Below are 16,237 nucleotides of genomic sequence, written 5' to 3' on the forward strand. Positions count from 1 at the left end.
TCACCCCATGCGTTCGGATGCGTAGGACCCTGGGCTTGCCGGGAAGACGACGGTGCGGTTGCCGTTGAGGAAGGTGCGGAAATGGATATGCGCATGGATGGCGCGGGCCAGCACCTGGCTCTCCACATCGCGGCCGATCGAGACGTAATCGTCGGCCGACTGCGCATGGGTGATGCGGGCCGTGTCCTGCTCGATGATCGGACCCTCGTCGAGATCGGCGGTGACGTAATGCGCCGTCGCCCCGATCAGCTTGACGCCGCGCTCATAGGCCTGCTTGTAGGGGTTCGCCCCCTTGAAGGACGGCAGGAAGGAATGGTGGATGTTGATGATGCGGCCCGACATCTTGCTGCACATCTGGTCCGACAGGATCTGCATGTAGCGGGCGAGCACGATGAGCTCGGTGCCGGTCTGCTCGACCACATCCATGATCCGGGCTTCGGCCTGCGGCTTGTTGGCCTTGGTCACCGGAATATGGTGGAAGGGAATGTCGTGATTGACGACGACCTTCTGGTAGTCGAAATGGTTGGAGACGACGCCGACGATGTCGATCGGCAGGGCGCCGATCTTCCAGCGATAGAGCAGGTCGTTGAGGCAATGGCCGAAGCGCGACACCATCAACAGCACCTTCATGCGCTTCTTGCTGTCATGGATCTCTGAAACCATGGCAAACTTGTCGGCGATCGGCTTGAAGCCTTCGACCAGGGCGGCCTCGCCGACGCCTTCCTCGGAGATGAAGGAGACGCGCATGAAGAACATGCCGGTGTCGAGATCGTCGAACTGGCTGGAATCGACGATGTTGCAGCCTTGCTCAGCGAGATAGTTCGATATCGCCGCAACGATCCCGCGCGTCGACTTGCACGCAACTGTCAGTACATAGCTCGTCATGGTGATCTTCCTCCGCCGTCTCCGGCCAAAAACCTGCCGTTGCGCCGAAGCATCCCGCTCCGGCGCATGCGTCAATTCAGGCATTTGTTCGCTCTGCATTCAGATATCGAGCGTGCTGTCGCGCTCCCACTGGGTGAAGTGCGAGCAGTAAGCGTTCCATTCCTGATGCTTGAGCTTCAGATACGCGGCGGAGAATTCCGAGCCGATTGCCTCCTTCAGGCCTTCGTCCTCGTCATAGGCCCGGAGCGCATCGAGCAGGTTGAGCGGCAGGCGCGGCGCATTCTTCACCAGGTGGCCTTGCGCATACATATCGATATCGTGATGCGGGCCGGGATCGGCCTTGTTGCGCAGCCCGTCGAGGCCGGCGGCGATGATAATGGCCTGCAGCAGATACGGATTGACCGCGCCATCGGGCAAGCGGAGCTCGAAGCGGCCGGGACCCGGTACGCGCACCATGTGGGTGCGGTTGTTGCCGGTCCAGGTGACCGTATTCGGCGACCAAGTGGCGCCGGACGTCGTGCGCGGTGCATTGATGCGCTTATAGGAATTGACTGTCGGATTGGTGATCGCCGCCAGCGACGAGGCGTGCTTCATGATGCCGCCGAGGAAGTGCCTGCCTTCGGCCGAAAGACCGAATTCCGCTTCCCTGTCGGCAAAGACGTTGGTCCGTCCGTCGTTGCTCCACACCGAGATGTGGCAATGGCAGCCGTTGCCGGTCAGACCCTTGAAGGGTTTTGGCATGAAGGTGGCGCGAAGCCCGTGCTTTTCGGCAATAGACTTGACCATGAACTTGAAGAACGAGTGCTTGTCCGCCGTCTGCAGCGCGTCGTCGAACTCCCAGTTCATCTCGAACTGGCCATTGGCGTCTTCGTGGTCGTTCTGATAGGCGCCCCAGCCGAGTTCCAGCATGTAGTCGCAGATCTCGGCGATGACGTCGTAGCGGCGCATCACTGCCTGCTGGTCGTAGCAGGGCTTTTCCGCCGTGTCGTATTCGTCGGAAATCTTCGCGCCGTCGGCGGTTATCAGGAAGAATTCGGCTTCGACGCCGGTCTTGACCCGCTTGCCTTCGGCTTCAGCCTGCTTGACCAGCTTCTTCAGCACGTTGCGCGGCGCCTGGGCGACGATCTCGCCATCCATCATCAAATCGGCGGCGACCCAGGCAACCTCTTTCTTCCATGGGAGCTGGATGACAGAGGATGGGTCCGGCACGGCAAAGAGGTCCGGATGGGCGGGCGTCATGTCGAGCCAGGTGGCGAAGCCGGCAAAGCCGGCGCCATCTTCCTGCATCCCGGCAATCGCCTGGGCCGGCACCAATTTGGCACGCTGGCCGGAAAAAAGATCGGTGTAGCTGATCATGAAATATTTGATGCCTTTGTCTTTGGCAAAAGCAGCAAGATCCAGTGTCATTCTCGTTCCCCTTTGGATTTCTTCGAGACACTTCGATATATGCAAGTAGCCGCCGGGCTCTTCGGCCCGATCGGATAGGTCAGATAATTAGTAGCCTCCCTTGCCCGGATACCAATTGGTGCCGGCGAGCGGGATCTGCGCCATGGCGGCAGCTTCCATCGTCAGCGCACACAGATCCTCCGGTTCCAGGTTGTGCAGGTGATTCTTGCCACAAGCGCGGGCGATCGTCTGCGCTTCCAGCGTCATGACCTTGAGATAATTGGCAAGGCGTCGGCCAGCGGCAATGGGATCGAGCCGGCTTGCGAGCTCCGGGTCCTGCGTCGTGATCCCGGCCGGGTCCTTGCCCTCATGCCAATCGTCATAGGCGCCGGCCGTCGTGCCGAGTTTCTGATACTCTTCCTCCCACTTGGGATCGTTGTCACCGATCGCAACCAGCGCCGCCGTGCCGATGGCAACCGCATCCGCGCCGAGTGCCAGAGCCTTGGCCACATCCGCGCCGGAGCGAATGCCGCCGGAGATGACCAACTGCACCTTGCGGTGCATGCCAAGATCCTGCAGCGCCTGGACGGCGGGACGAATGCATGCAAGCGTCGGCATGCCGACATTTTCGATGAAAACGTCCTGGGTTGCAGCCGTGCCGCCCTGCATGCCGTCGAGGACGACAACGTCGGCACCGGCCTTGACCGCGAGCGCCGTGTCGTAATAGGGGCGAGCGCCGCCGACCTTCACATAGATCGGCTTTTCCCAATCGGTGATTTCGCGCAATTCCATGATCTTGATTTCGAGATCGTCCGGACCGGTCCAGTCCGGATGACGGCAGGCCGAGCGCTGGTCGATGCCTTTCGGCAGATTGCGCATATGGGCGACGCGATCGGAGATCTTCTGGCCGAGCAGCATGCCGCCGCCGCCGGGCTTTGCGCCCTGCCCGACGACCACCTCGATCGCATCGGCGCGGCGCAGATCCCTAGGGTTCATGCCATAGCGCGAGGGAAGATACTGATAGACCAGCGTCTGCGAATGGCCGCGTTCCTCGTCGGTCATGCCACCGTCGCCGGTCGTCGTCGACGTTCCTGCCAGCGTCGCGCCACGCCCGAGCGCTTCCTTGGCATTGCCCGACAAGGCGCCGAAGCTCATGCCGGCAATGGTGATCGGGGTTTTGAGCGTGATCGGCTTCTTGGCAAAGCGGCTGCCGAGGACGACCGTCGTATCGCACTTCTCGCGATAGCCTTCGAGCGGATAGCGGGAGATCGACGCGCCGAGGAACAGCAGGTCGTCGAAATGCGGCACCTTGCGCTTCGTGCCCGCGCCGCGAATGTCATAAATGCCGGTCGCCGCCGCACGGCGGATTTCGGCCAGCGTATGATCGTCGAAGGTGGCGGACTTGCGCGGCGGCGTATGCGGATTGTGGTAGCTCATGAGGTCCCCTTCGCCTTAGTACGCATCGGCATTGTCGATGTTGAAATTATAAAGCTTGCGCGCCGATCCATAGCGCTTGAATTCTTCCGGCCTGACGCCGCGCACGCCTGCCTTGTCGAGAAGCTCGGAGAGCTTCTCGATATGCTCCGGTCGCATCTCTTTTTCGATGCAATCGGAGCCCAGGCTTTTGACCGAACCGCGAACGAAGAGTTTGGCCTCATAAAGACTGTCGCCCAGCGCATCGCCAGCATCGCCAAGCACGACCAGATGGCCGGACTGCCCCATGAAGGCGGACATATGGCCGATATTGCCGTAGACGACGATGTCGATGCCCTTCATCGAAATGCCGCAGCGTGAGGCGGCATTGCCCTTGATGACGAGCATGCCGCCCTGGCCGGTCGCTCCGGCATACTGGCTGGCATCGCCTTCGATGACGACGGTGCCGGACATCATGTTTTCCGCAACGCCCGGGCCGGCGGAGCCATGCACGGTGACATTGCCGCCGTCGTTCATGCCGGCGCAGTAATAGCCGACGGAGCCTTTGATATCGACGGTGACCCGCGCGTCGATGCCGGCTGCCACCGCATGATGACCACGCGGGTTGACGACTTCGAAGGCCGTGTCGTTGGCGCCTGCCGCAAGGCCATGGAGTGCGCTGTTGAGTTCACGTAGCGGTGTAACGGATAGGTCGAAAACTGGCATGAAAGAACTCTCTCGATTGCGACAAACCTGATCAGGCGGCCTTTTCGTGGTCCCAGAAATAGACGGTTGCCGGCTCGGGCTCCCAGATGCGGGCGTTCTCGATGCCCGGGAGATTGACCAGCGCGCGATATTCCGAGCCGAAGGCGACATATTGATCGGTTTCCGCCATGACCGCCGGCTTGCAGGCGATGGGATCGCGAACGACGCCGAAACCGGACTTGGTGCCGACGACGAAAGTGAAGAAGCCGTCGAGATCGTCGACCGCGCTTTCGAGTGCCGCCCCGAGATCCTTGCCTTTTGCCATCTCGGCCGTGAGATAGGCGGCCGCCACTTCGGTATCGTTTTCCGTCTCGAAGGCCATGCCCTGGCGCTTCAATTCGCGCCGCAGGTTGTTGTGGTTCGACAGCGATCCGTTATGGACCAGGCACTGGTCCGAGCCGGTGGAGAACGGATGCGCTCCGAGCGTGGTCACGGCCGATTCCGTCGCCATGCGGGTATGGCCGATGCCGTGCGTGCCGGACATGGCGCTGACGCCAAAGCGCGAGACCACATCCTTCGGCAAGCCGACTTCCTTGTAGATCTCGACGGTATCACCGCTGCTCATGACACGGATATTCGGACGCAATGCCGTCAGGGCCGCCCTGCCCTCATCAAGCTTGTCCTTGGGAAGAGTGATGACGGCATGTGTGCTCTTGACGACCACGGTCAACGGAACGTCGAGCGCCCGTCTGAGCTCATATTCCAGCCCGTCGAAATCCTTTGCCGGATCGGCCGACTGAACGGTTATCTTCGCCGTGTTGCCATTATCGCTGCCGTAGATCGCAATGCCCGCGCTATCAGGTCCGCGATCGGTCATCGTGATCAGCATGGAAGACAAGAGCGCGCCGAGCTTCGGCTCCAGCGCCTTATCCTTCAAGAAGAGACCGACAATTCCGCACATGCCCAAACCCTCCGTTTTCGCATCTGCAAAAATGGCTATCAGGTCCGATGCGGGTTTTCAACTCAAAAGAATATTTTTTTCTTTTAAGGCAAGTCAGTCGGTCTTGCCGCGTTGCGGATAACTGATGATCGACAGATATTTCGCCGGTAATTTCACCAGCACTTCCGGTCCATGCGGCGCATCCGCATCGAAGAAGAGGCTGTCGCCGGGCTGCATGGGGTAGAGCTGATCGCCATGGCGGTACATCACCTCGCCTTCGAGCATATAAAGGAACTCCATGCCCTCATGCTGGAATGTCGGGAAGACGTCTGAATCCACCGTCAAGGTGATGAGATAGGGTTCGACGATGACACCGCTCGAATTATTGTCGATATGGCCGAGGAGGTTATACTGATGGCCGGCACGCGTGCCGCGGCGCTCCAGTTCGACACCCTGGCCGGCCTTGACGAAAACAGCATTGCGCGGCTCTTCGTAGCGACGAAAAAAGGCCGTCAGCGGCACGCCGAGCGCGCGCGAAAGCGACTGCAGCGTCGTCAGCGACGGCGAGATATTGCCGTTCTCGATCTTCGACAGCATTCCGAGCGAGATGCCGGTCGCGGCCGCCAGATCCGTCACTGTGATGCCGAGCTTCTTGCGATAGGCGCGAACCTCGTGGCCGATCGCCATTTCGAGATTGTTTTCCTTCGGTTCGCGAACCGCATGCGGATTCTGCAAAAAAGCCGACCGCCCTGCGTGGGATTGCTCGTCGGCCGATGTTTTGTCTGCCTTGGTTTTCATTCTATATCCTTTTTTGCCGGCCGGGCTTGCTGAGAAGGACTCTATCCTCCCAGTGAAATTTTCTCAACTGCGACGAAAATCAGGCGCGACGGGTGTCGCCGGGTGCGATGCCATAAAGAGAGCGGTACGCCCTGGAGAAATGCGCGCCGCTGGAAAAGCCGGTGGCGATGGCGATTTCGGAAATTGAAAGCGGGCTCTGCTCCAGGAGCCGCCGGGCATGTTGTAGCCGTATCAGCCGATATTGCTCCAGGAATGTCGCGCCGAGATGCGCGGCGAACAGCCGGTCGAGATGACGCGGCGTGACGCCGGCAATCCGCGCCATGGCGGCACGGTCGAGCGGCATCTCGATCGTCTCTTCCATTTTTTCGAGCACGCTCAGCAAACCCGGGTGGTGAACGCCATAACGCTCGGCGAGCGAACCGCGCTGCGGTGCCGTCGGCTCGCCGACTTCGGTGTGCAGATACCAGTCGCTGACGCGCCGGGCAAAATCGCCGCCCATGCGCTCTGATATCAAGACATGCATCATGTCGAGCGGCGCAACGCCGCCGCCGCAAGTAATTCGATTGCCGTCGATGACGAAACGTGCCTGGCGCGGCGAAAGCGCCGGAAAGGCTTCCAGCAAGGCCGGCGCATGCTCCCAATGAATGGTGAAATCGCGCTCGGAAAGAAGACCGGCGGCGGCAAGCAGATAGGGACCGCCGGAAATCCCGCCGATGCGGACGCCCTCGCGCGCCAGTTGGCGAAGGCAGGCGAGAACGGTGGGATAGTGCCAGTCCCGCGGCGATCCGCCGGCGCAGACAAAGACCGTGCCGAGGCCAGACCCGCGACCCGGAAGAGGCTCGCTCGGCACTGGCACGCCGCCCGATGATACCGCCGGAGTGCCGTCCGGCGAGAACGTCGACAATCGATAGATTTCACGCCCGGCCAGAAGATTGGCGGCGCGCAGCGGCTCGCTCACCGAAGCGTAGGACATCAGCGCAAATCCAGGGATCAATATGAAGCCGATGGTCTGGGTATTTCTTGCATCGATTGGGGCCATGTCCCCTTTCTATCGAAATAGGTCCTAATTGGGCAAGTCGACAATTTTCACTCTGTCATCATGGGTGCAATTCAAAGCGGATCGAACCATGCGCTATTCGGCTTTCTCTGTTTTCCTCAATGGGCTTCGCGGCAACACCGGCTGGGCGCCCGCCTGGCGTCAGCCGCAACCGAAACCGCATTATGACGTCATTATCGTCGGTGGCGGCGGCCATGGGCTGGCGACCGCCTATTATCTTGCCAAGACCTTCGGCATCACCAACGTTGCGGTGCTGGAAAAGGGCTATCTTGGTTCAGGCAATATCGGCCGCAATACGACGATCATCCGCTCGAACTACCTGTTGCCCGGCAACAACCCATTCTACGAGCTCTCGATGAAGCTTTGGGAAGGGCTGGAGCAGGATTTCAATTTCAACGCCATGGTCTCGCAGCGCGGCGTGCTCAATCTCTTCCATTCGGATGCGCAGCGCGATGCCTATATGCGGCGCGGCAATGCCATGCGCCTGCACGGCGTCGATGCCGAATTGCTTGATCGCGAGGCTGTTCGCAAGAAGCTGCCTTTTCTCGATTTTGAAAACGCCCGCTTCCCGATCATGGGCGGCCTATTGCAGCAGCGCGGCGGCACGGTTCGCCACGACGCCGTTGCATGGGGTTATGCGCGCGGCGCCGACAGCCGTGGCGTGGACATCATTACCGGCTGCGAAGTGACCGGCATCCGCACCGACAATGGCCATGTCCTGGGCGTCGAGACCACCAAGGGCTTCATCGGTTGCGGCAAGCTGGCGCTTGCGGCCGCAGGCAATTCCACCGTTGTCGCCGACATGGCGGGCCTGCGCCTGCCGATCGAAAGCCATGTGCTGCAGGCCTTCGTCTCGGAAGGATTGAAGCCGTTCATCGATTGCGTCGTCACCTTCGGCGCCGGGCATTTCTATGTCTCGCAATCCGACAAGGGCGGCCTCGTCTTCGGCGGCGATATTGACGGCTACAATTCCTATGCCCAGCGCGGCAATCTTGCGACCGTCGAGCATGTTGCGGAAGCGGGCGTGGCGATGATCCCGGCGCTGACGCGTGTGCGCTACCTGCGCAGCTGGGGCGGCGTCATGGATATGAGCATGGATGGTTCTCCGATCATCGACCGGACCCATATCGACAATCTCTATCTCAACGCCGGCTGGTGCTACGGCGGCTTCAAGGCGACACCGGCGTCGGGCTACTGCTACGCCCATCTGATCGCCCGCAACGAGCCGCATGAGACGGCAAGGCAATTGCGGCTCGACCGGTTCCAACGCGGCTACCAGATCGATGAAAAAGGCGTCGGCGCGCAGCCGAACCTGCATTGAGGACATGACGACATGGCAAGCCTGATTTCCTGCCCTCATTGCGGCACCCGCCCAAAGGAAGAATTCACCGTCAAGGGCGATGCAAGTATCAGCCGCCCTACCGCGGATGCCGGTGAGGAAGACTGGTATGATTACGTTTATCTGCGTGGCAATCCGAAAGGGCTGCACAAGGAATATTGGCACCATTCCTCCGGCTGCCGCCGCTGGCTGATCGTCGAGCGCGATACGGTTACGCATAAGGTCCATGGCGTCAGCGATGCGGCGCTTGCCAAGCTCGGAGGTGGAGCGTGAGCAGCTATCGCCTCTCCTCCGGTGGCCGGGTCGACCGCTCGCGGACCATCGGCTTCAGCTTCGACGGCCAAGACTCGACCGGTCATCCCGGCGATACGCTCGCCTCCGCCCTGCTTGCCAACGGCATCCAGCTTGTCGGGCGCAGCTTCAAATATCACCGCCCGCGCGGCATCCTGACGGCCGGTGCTGCCGAACCCAATGCGCTGGTCACGACTGGGACCGGTGGCCGAACGGAAGCCAACAGCCGCGCCACGATGATCGAGCTCCATGACGGGCTGGTCGCGCGCAGTCAGAACCGCTGGCCCTCGCTCGCCTTCGACGTCGGCGCCCTCAACGGGCTGCTCTCGCCTTTCTTAAGTGCCGGTTTCTACTATAAGACCTTCATGTGGCCCGCCGCTTTCTGGGAGAAGGTCTACGAGCCGTTGATCCACAAGGCTGCGGGCCTCGGAAAAGCATCCTACGAGATCGATCCCGATTCCTACGAGAAATGCTGGGCACATTGCGATCTGCTCGTCATTGGCGCTGGACCTGCTGGCCTTGCTGCGGCGCTGACGGCGGGACGTGCCGGAGCGCGCGTTCTCCTCGCGGACGAAGGCTTCGCTCTCGGGGGCAGTTTGCTTGCTGAGCGCAGCTCGTCCCTCAAGGAAATTCTGGACGAACTTAACGGTTTGTCGAACGTGCAATGCCTGCCGCGCACGACTGTTATCGGCTGGTACGACGACAATGTCTTCGGTGCGGTTGAACGCGTCCAGAAGCATGTGGCAGCGCCCGATCCACGCCAGCCGGTCGAACGCCTCTGGCGCATCATCGCCAAGCAGGCGATCCTTGCGACCGGCGCCGAGGAGCGGCCGCTCGTTTTCGGCGGCAACGACATTCCAGGCGTCATGATGGCAAGCGCCATGCGCAGCTATCTGAACCGGCAAGCCGTCGCTCCCGGCAAGCGCACCGTAGTCTTCACGACCAACAATTCCGGCTACCGGACCGCTGCCGACCTCGAGGCTGCAGGCGTCGAGGTGGCTGCCATCGTCGATACGCGTGCCAATAGCGAACACTGGAGCGGCAAGGCACAGGTCCTGACCGGCGCATGCATTGTCGATGCGCTTGGCGGAAAGCAGCTGCGTCGAGTCAGCATTGCGAGCGCGTCGGGCATGCAGCATGTCGACGCCGATGCTCTGGCCTTGTCAGGCGGCTGGAGCCCGATCATTCACCTTGCCTGCCATCGCGGCGCCAAGCCGATCTGGTCCGACAAGCATGCCGCCTTCTTAGGCCCGGAAAGGCAGGAGGGATTGTCGATCGCAGGTGCTGCTACAGGTCTTGCCTCCACCGAGGCCTGCCTTGGCGATGGCGCGCGTAAGGCGGCGGAGGCGCTGGAGGGGGTAGGCTTTGCCAGGGTCGAGCCGGCTTTCGCACCGGCGGAAGGCACGCAGCCGACGGCGTCCCCCCTCTGGTTCGTTAAAGGTGGCAAGGGCAAAGCCTTCGTCGACTATCAGAACGACGTGCACCTCAAGGATCTCGGCCTTGCCGTGCGCGAGGGCTACGGCGATGTCGAACTTGCCAAGCGCTATACGACCAACGGCATGGCGACGGACCAGGGCAAGCTCTCCAATATCAACGCCATTGGAATCCTTGCCGAGGCCCGTGGCGCCTCGCCGGCCGAAGTGGGAACCACGACGTTCCGGCCCTTCTACACGCCCGTCTCGTTCGGCGCGCTGACGGGTACCTCGCGGGCTAAGCATTTCCAGCCCGCGCGCAAATCACCTTTGCACGAGTGGGCGAAAAAGAATGGCGCGATCTTCGTGGAGACCGGCCTCTGGTATCGGTCCTCCTGGTTTCCGCTCGAGGGCGAGAAGACGTGGCGCGAAAGTGTGGATCGCGAAGTCTTGAACATCCGAAAGAATGCCGGCATCTGCGATGTCTCGACGCTCGGCAAGATCGAGATCTTCGGCAAGGATGCCGCGACCTTCCTCGACCGGATCTATTGCAACGGTTTCGCCAAGCTGCCCGTCGGCAAGGCGCGCTACGGCATCATGCTGCGCGAAGATGGCATGATCTATGACGACGGCACCACCAGCCGACTGAGCGATGAGCATTTCTTCATGACCACGACGACGGCGCTCGCTGCCGGCGTGCTGACGCATCTGGAATTCTGTGCCCAGACGCTATGGCCCGAACTGGAGGTCTATTTTGCCTCCTCGACCGACCAATGGGCGCAGATGGCGGTCGCCGGCCCGAAATCACGTGCAATCCTCTCCGAGATCGTCGACGAGGACATATCCGACGCGGCCTTCCCGTTCATGAGCGCACGCACGATTTCACTGTTCGGCGGCAAGCTCGAAGGCCGGCTCTTTCGCATATCCTTTTCCGGCGAGCTCGCCTATGAGCTTGGCGTGCCCGCCGCCTATGGCGAGTTCGTCGCCGATGCCATCATGCAGGCGGGTCAGAAGCATGAGATCTGCGCCTATGGTGCCGAAGCGCTCGGCGTCCTGCGCATCGAAAAGGGCCACGTTACCCATGCCGAGATCAATGGCACGGTGACAACAGGCGATCTCGGCTTTGCCCGGATGGTTTCGACGACGAAGCCCGATTTCATCGGCAAGGCGATGCTCGCCCGCGAGGGGCTTCAAGCCGCCGATCGTCCGCGCCTCGTTGGCATCAAGCCGCTGGATCCGGCCACAAGTTTCCGCACCGGCGCCCATATCCTGGCGCAGGGCGCGGCGGCGACGCTCGAAAACGACCAGGGCTATGTCACGTCAAGCGCCTTTTCGCCGAACCTCGGCCATACGATCGGGCTGGCCCTGGTCAAGAACGGACCGGAGCGCATCGGCGAGAAGATCATTGTCTGGAATGGCCTCAGAAACGAGTACACGGATGCGGTGATCTGCAGCCCCGTCTTCATCGACCCTCAGAACGAGAAGCTCCATGCCTGATTTGCCCATATATAGACCGGCCCTTGCCGGCAAGGCCGCTTTGGGTGGCGAGACTATCCGGCTGGAAGCCCTGCCCGAGGGGCATCTCCTGCATGTGATGGGCGCGGCCACGACAGAGGAGATCAAGGCGCATCTTCTTGGCACCGGCCTCAAGGCAAGCTCCGTGCGTCCGGCCGGATACCGGCAATGGTTCGTCGCCGGCAATGATCGGCTCTCCGCTATGCACCTGCGGGCGTTGACCGAGGCGCTTGCGGGCCGCGCCTTCATCTCCGACCAGAGCCACGGCCGTATCCGTATCCGCGTCTCGGGCCTCAATGCCGCTCAAGTGCTCAACAAAGGCACCGCCGTCGATCTGCATCCATCAGCCTTCCCCGAAGGAAGCACGGCGATGACGCTCTTTGGTCATATCTCGATGCAGCTCACGCGCACCGGCGCGGATGATTTCGAGCTGACGGTGCTGCGCAGCTTTGCGGAATCGCTCCACGAGGAGCTCGAGGCACTGGCTGTTGCCCATGGCGCTGAGCATCTCGCATCCTGAATGGCCTCGCCCGCCGACGGCAGTGATTCGCTTCAGCCATGCCGCCGCACCAATGCCGAAAGCGTTGTTTGTTCAGTCATATCTCGCAGTTTGCTACCAAAAGTGTGAGTAACCGCATCGGGCAACTGTTGCGATGTAATGAAGAAAATATAACAAAATCAGATAGATAAATGTTTTCAGCCTGATATGATTTCGTCATACGCTGATCAGTCATTACGCCTTAATCTCTGGACGGTCTGACAGAATCGTGTTCTATCTTTTGTCGGGCATAGGTCGGCAAACCGGCATTAGGCCGCCAAGAGGGACAAATGGCGATAGCAGAGCGCACGGAGACGATAGCTCCTTCCAAGGAAGATGCAGGCGGCAAAATTGCCCGCCATGCAAATCTGCTGTCTGGCCAGCTACAGCAGCTCAGAACTCGGATGTATCCGCCGAAGTCCGAAAAAATACTCCGGCAGTTCCTGACCAACGAAGTGTCCAAGCTGACATCGATCCCGGATTCGACCCTGAAACTGATGTCGAGCGAAGGACGAGGCCCTGCGCCCAGCCGGTTGGAAAACAATCACCGGGTCTACACGCTCGCACAGATCAATGAATTGCGCGAGCTGTTTGCGAAGCAGAAGCCGTCGGATGCCCTGCGCTTCCTGCCGCGCCGCCGTCCGGGCGAACATCTTCAGGTGCTGGCGATCGCCAATTTCAAGGGCGGAAGCGCCAAGACGACCACCTCCGTTCATCTTGCCCACTACCTCGCACTTCACGGCTATCGAGTGCTTGCGCTCGACCTCGATCCCCAGGCGTCGCTTTCGGCCATGTTCGGAGCGCAGCCTGAAGTTGATGTTGGGGCAAACGAGACCATCTATGCGGCCTTGAGATATGACCAGGCCGAGAGACGCCCGATCCGCGAGATCATCCGCAAGACCTATTTCGACGGCATCGACCTCATTCCGGGCAATCTGGAGGTCATGGAATATGAACATGAGACCCCTCGTGTTCTGGCCCAGAAATCGGGTTCCGGCGCCATCTTTTTCGAGCGGCTCAAGCTTGCGCTTGCCGAGGTCGAAGCAGATTACGATATCGTTATCCTGGATACGCCTCCCTCGCTCGGCTTCCTGACGCTGAGCGCGATCTACGCGGCGACAAGCATGATCATCACGGTGCATCCCGCCATGCTCGACGTGGCATCGATGAGCCAATTCCTCCTGATGATGGGCGATCTGATCAGCGTGCTCAATGAAAGCGGCGCCCAGCTCGACCAGGATTTCATTCGCTATCTGGTCACGCGCCACGATCCGAACGATGCGCCGCAGTCACAGGTGGTTGCAATGCTGCGCCATCTGTTCGGCTCCGACGTCCTGTTGCCGACGGCGATCGAAAGCACCGCCGTCGAAGCTGCCGGTCTCGCCAAGCGCTCCGTCTACGAACTCGAAATGGGCCAGATCGGCCGCGATACGCAGAAGCGCGCGCGCGAGGCCGTCGATGCGGTCAACGAGGCGATCGTTCAACTCATCAACACAAGTTGGGGGCGTGGATGAGCAAAGGCTCGAGGAAATCCATCGTTGCAAGTTTCGGCCTTCTTTCCGCCGAACTGGAAAGCAGCGAGACTGCTGCTGAACAGCCTTCGCATCTCCCTGCCCCTGCGGCGCAGCCGGGTCGTGTCGGCGCAGGCGTCATCGGCGCCGCACACCGCGCGATTGGCGACATTCGCGCGGAACGTGACCGGCTGCGCGCCATCGTCGAATCCGGCGAAGGCTGGGTTCAGGATCTGGATCCTCAAATCATCGATCCATCCCCCTATCCGGATCGTCTTCCAGACGACCATCCGCATGATTTCGAGAGATTCAAGCGCTCGATCGAGGAGGAAGGCCAGAAGATTCCGATCCAGGTCCGGCGGCATCCCTCCTCGGCCGATCGATATCAGGTGGTCTATGGTCATCGCAGATGGCGGGCTGCTCTCGAGCTTGGCCGTAGTGTCCGTGCAATAGAAGTCGAGATTTCGGATCTCGATCTCGTTCTCGCGCAGGGCATTGAGAATGCCAGCAGGCAGGATCTGACGTGGATCGAGCGCGCCTTGTTCGCCTCGCGCATGGACGATGCCGGCATCAAGGCGCGGCACATCTATGCGGCGCTGTCGATCGAGGACGCGGAGCTTGCGCGGATGCGCAGCGTCTATCGAGCGGTCCCCGCCGATGTGATCGAAGCGATCGGCAGGGCGCCGAAGATCGGACGTCCTCGTTGGCTGGAACTGGCTAAGACAGTCTCTGAACGGCAGGATGCATTGCAGGCGGTGCGTGCCGCCCTGTCCAATGCAAGTGAGGCAAAGGATACCTCGGACGAAAGATTCCAGCTGGCATTGAATGCGATCAAGCCCCGCTCCGGTTCGCGCAATATCCAGGTGCCGATTTCCGATGCGTCGGGAACGAAGCTGGGAGCGTGCGTGATATTGCCTCGCGAGATGCGGATCTCCGGCGAGGGTAAGCTGGGAATAGAATTCATAAAATTTGTCGAGGAGGAGCTGCCCGACCTGGTCGAGCGCTTCGCCCGCCGGAAAAGAGCCTAACCCCTGACAGGTGTCAGGGTTTTTCAGATCGGAAAGGAAGCCTAGCAAAAGAAAAAAGGCCCCCAAACGTTGCCGTCGTGGAAGCCTTCTCTTCAATGTAGCAACTGAAGAATCGCATTTCCACGAATCACAGTCAAGAGTTTTTGGCATCGTTTTTGGTGAGCGGATTTCTTTTGCCTTGCGAAGGTGAGGGAAATGCAGAATGGAAGTGTAACGACGCCCTTTGGGCGGCGGCCGATGTCGCTTGCCTTGGTTCGGCGGCAGGTCGCCACGGCCGAGATCGCGCCTGGCAAGACGGCCGACAAATGGAAGGTCTTTCGGGATGCATCCGAGGCCAGGGAATTGCTGGGATTACAGGATCGCAGCCTGGCGGTGCTCGATGCATTGCTGAGCTTTTATCCCGATAACGAGCTCCGCCAGGACGCGCAGCTTATCGTCTTTCCCTCCAACGCCCAGCTGACCTTGCGCGCCCATGGTATCGCCGGGGCTACGCTTCGCAGGCATCTGGCCCTCCTCGTCGAGGCCGGGCTGATTGTTCGGAAGGACAGCGCCAATGGCAAACGCTATGCGAGGAAAGACAGAGCGGGCGAGATCGAAAACGCTTTCGGCTTCGATATTTCGCCGCTTCTGCTGCGAGCGGAGGAACTTGCAGTCATGGCGCAGAAGGTGGCAGCAGATCGCCTTGCATTCCGACGTGCCAAGGAAAGCCTGACAATCTGCCGGCGTGATGTGCGAAAGCTCATTACGGCCGCGGTCGAAGAAGGTGCTGCGGGCAATTGGGCAATGATCGAAGAGATCTACATCGGCCTTGTCAGGCGCATTCCGCGCTCTCCTACGATGTCAGAGGTCGTCGGCATCCTGGAAGAGATGGAACTTCTGCGAAACGAGATCGTCAACCGTCTGGAAAATCAGCAGAAAATCGCAAATAACAGCACCAATGCTGCTCAAAATGAGCGCCATATACAGAATTCAAACCCCGAATCCATCAATGATCTTGAACCAAGCTCTCGAAAAGAGCTGGGAGCGACGCCTGAGAGGAAAAACGAGCAGCGGAGCGAGACGATGCGAACGTTCCCGTTGGGTTTGGTGCTGAAAGCTTGCCCGGAGATTATTGCTTACGGGCCAAATGGGGCCATTAGCAATTGGCGGGAGCTGATGGCTGCCGCCGTCGTGGTTCGATCGATGCTAGGCGTCAGCCCTTCGGCCTATCAGGATGCCTGCGAGGCGATGGGACCGGAGAATGCCGCCACGACAGTCGCCTGCATTCTTGAACGATCGGGGCACATCAACTCCGCCGGCGCCTACCTGCGGGATCTCACGATGAAGGCGAAGCGCGGCGAGTTTTCCGTTGGCCCGGCAATCATGGCTTTGCTCCGGGCAAACGGCCATGGCGACCATGTGACGGGAAAAGCCTCATGA

General features: G+C 60.5%; 14 protein-coding genes. 7 read left to right on the forward strand and 7 right to left on the reverse strand.

The window, feature by feature from the left end:
* From purU to CCGE531_RS29745, 7 genes are all read right to left on the reverse strand, one after another.
* A complete protein-coding gene (gene purU / locus CCGE531_RS29715) occupies positions 1-885 on the reverse strand; it encodes a formyltetrahydrofolate deformylase (protein WP_120662653.1) in 885 nt (294 codons plus the stop codon).
* Between the two features lie 99 nt (positions 886-984).
* Positions 985-2,292 carry a type III glutamate--ammonia ligase gene (gene glnT, locus CCGE531_RS29720; RefSeq protein WP_120670512.1) on the reverse strand — a complete coding sequence of 436 codons (1,308 nt, stop codon included), beginning with the start codon at positions 2,290-2,292 and terminating at the stop codon, positions 985-987.
* A gap of 87 nt (positions 2,293-2,379) precedes the next feature.
* Positions 2,380-3,708, reverse strand: a complete 1,329-nt coding sequence (locus CCGE531_RS29725; RefSeq protein ID WP_120670514.1) for an FMN-binding glutamate synthase family protein — start codon at positions 3,706-3,708, stop codon at positions 2,380-2,382.
* A 15-nt stretch (positions 3,709-3,723) separates the two neighbouring features.
* Positions 3,724-4,410 (reverse strand): GXGXG domain-containing protein, encoded by a 687-nt coding sequence (locus CCGE531_RS29730; RefSeq protein WP_120670516.1) that lies wholly within the window; start codon positions 4,408-4,410, stop codon positions 3,724-3,726.
* A 31-nt stretch (positions 4,411-4,441) separates the two neighbouring features.
* The gene (locus CCGE531_RS29735; RefSeq protein ID WP_120670518.1) at positions 4,442-5,350 is read right to left on the reverse strand and encodes a glutamine amidotransferase family protein; all 909 of its coding nucleotides are present in this window, start codon (positions 5,348-5,350) and stop codon (positions 4,442-4,444) included.
* 93 nt (positions 5,351-5,443) lie between these two features.
* Positions 5,444-6,127 carry a helix-turn-helix domain-containing protein gene (locus CCGE531_RS29740; RefSeq protein WP_120670520.1) on the reverse strand — a complete coding sequence of 228 codons (684 nt, stop codon included), beginning with the start codon at positions 6,125-6,127 and terminating at the stop codon, positions 5,444-5,446.
* 79 nt (positions 6,128-6,206) lie between these two features.
* Positions 6,207-7,166: a GlxA family transcriptional regulator gene (locus tag CCGE531_RS29745; RefSeq protein WP_120670523.1), complete on the reverse strand. Its 960-nt coding sequence runs from the start codon at positions 7,164-7,166 to the stop codon at positions 6,207-6,209.
* 88 nt (positions 7,167-7,254) lie between these two features.
* Between CCGE531_RS29745 and CCGE531_RS29750 the strand changes: the two genes are divergently transcribed.
* The 7 genes from CCGE531_RS29750 to repC all read left to right on the forward strand — a co-directional run bounded on the left by CCGE531_RS29750 (position 7,255) and on the right by repC (position 16,237).
* Complete coding sequence (locus CCGE531_RS29750) at positions 7,255-8,505, forward strand: sarcosine oxidase subunit beta family protein (RefSeq protein WP_120670525.1); 1,251 nt, start codon at positions 7,255-7,257, stop codon at positions 8,503-8,505.
* 12 nt (positions 8,506-8,517) lie between these two features.
* Entirely contained in the window at positions 8,518-8,796 is a 279-nt protein-coding gene (locus CCGE531_RS29755) for a sarcosine oxidase subunit delta (RefSeq protein ID WP_120670527.1), read from the forward strand.
* On the forward strand, positions 8,793-11,723 hold the full coding sequence (locus tag CCGE531_RS29760; RefSeq protein ID WP_120670529.1) for a sarcosine oxidase subunit alpha family protein: 2,931 nt from the start codon (positions 8,793-8,795) through the stop codon (positions 11,721-11,723). Before CCGE531_RS29755 ends, CCGE531_RS29760 begins: the two co-directional genes overlap by 4 nt.
* Positions 11,716-12,261 (forward strand): sarcosine oxidase subunit gamma family protein, encoded by a 546-nt coding sequence (locus tag CCGE531_RS29765; RefSeq protein WP_120670531.1) that lies wholly within the window; start codon positions 11,716-11,718, stop codon positions 12,259-12,261. Before CCGE531_RS29760 ends, CCGE531_RS29765 begins: the two co-directional genes overlap by 8 nt.
* Before the next feature lie 308 nt (positions 12,262-12,569).
* Positions 12,570-13,793 carry a plasmid partitioning protein RepA gene (repA, locus tag CCGE531_RS29770; RefSeq protein WP_120670533.1) on the forward strand — a complete coding sequence of 408 codons (1,224 nt, stop codon included), beginning with the start codon at positions 12,570-12,572 and terminating at the stop codon, positions 13,791-13,793.
* Positions 13,790-14,818 carry a plasmid partitioning protein RepB gene (repB, locus tag CCGE531_RS29775; protein ID WP_120670535.1) on the forward strand — a complete coding sequence of 343 codons (1,029 nt, stop codon included), beginning with the start codon at positions 13,790-13,792 and terminating at the stop codon, positions 14,816-14,818. Before repA ends, repB begins: the two co-directional genes overlap by 4 nt.
* A gap of 195 nt (positions 14,819-15,013) precedes the next feature.
* Positions 15,014-16,237 (forward strand): plasmid replication protein RepC, encoded by a 1,224-nt coding sequence (gene repC, locus CCGE531_RS29780; protein WP_120670537.1) that lies wholly within the window; start codon positions 15,014-15,016, stop codon positions 16,235-16,237.

The sequence above is a fragment of the Rhizobium sp. CCGE531 genome (assembly GCF_003627795.1).
Taxonomy (GTDB): Bacteria; Pseudomonadota; Alphaproteobacteria; order Rhizobiales; family Rhizobiaceae; genus Rhizobium.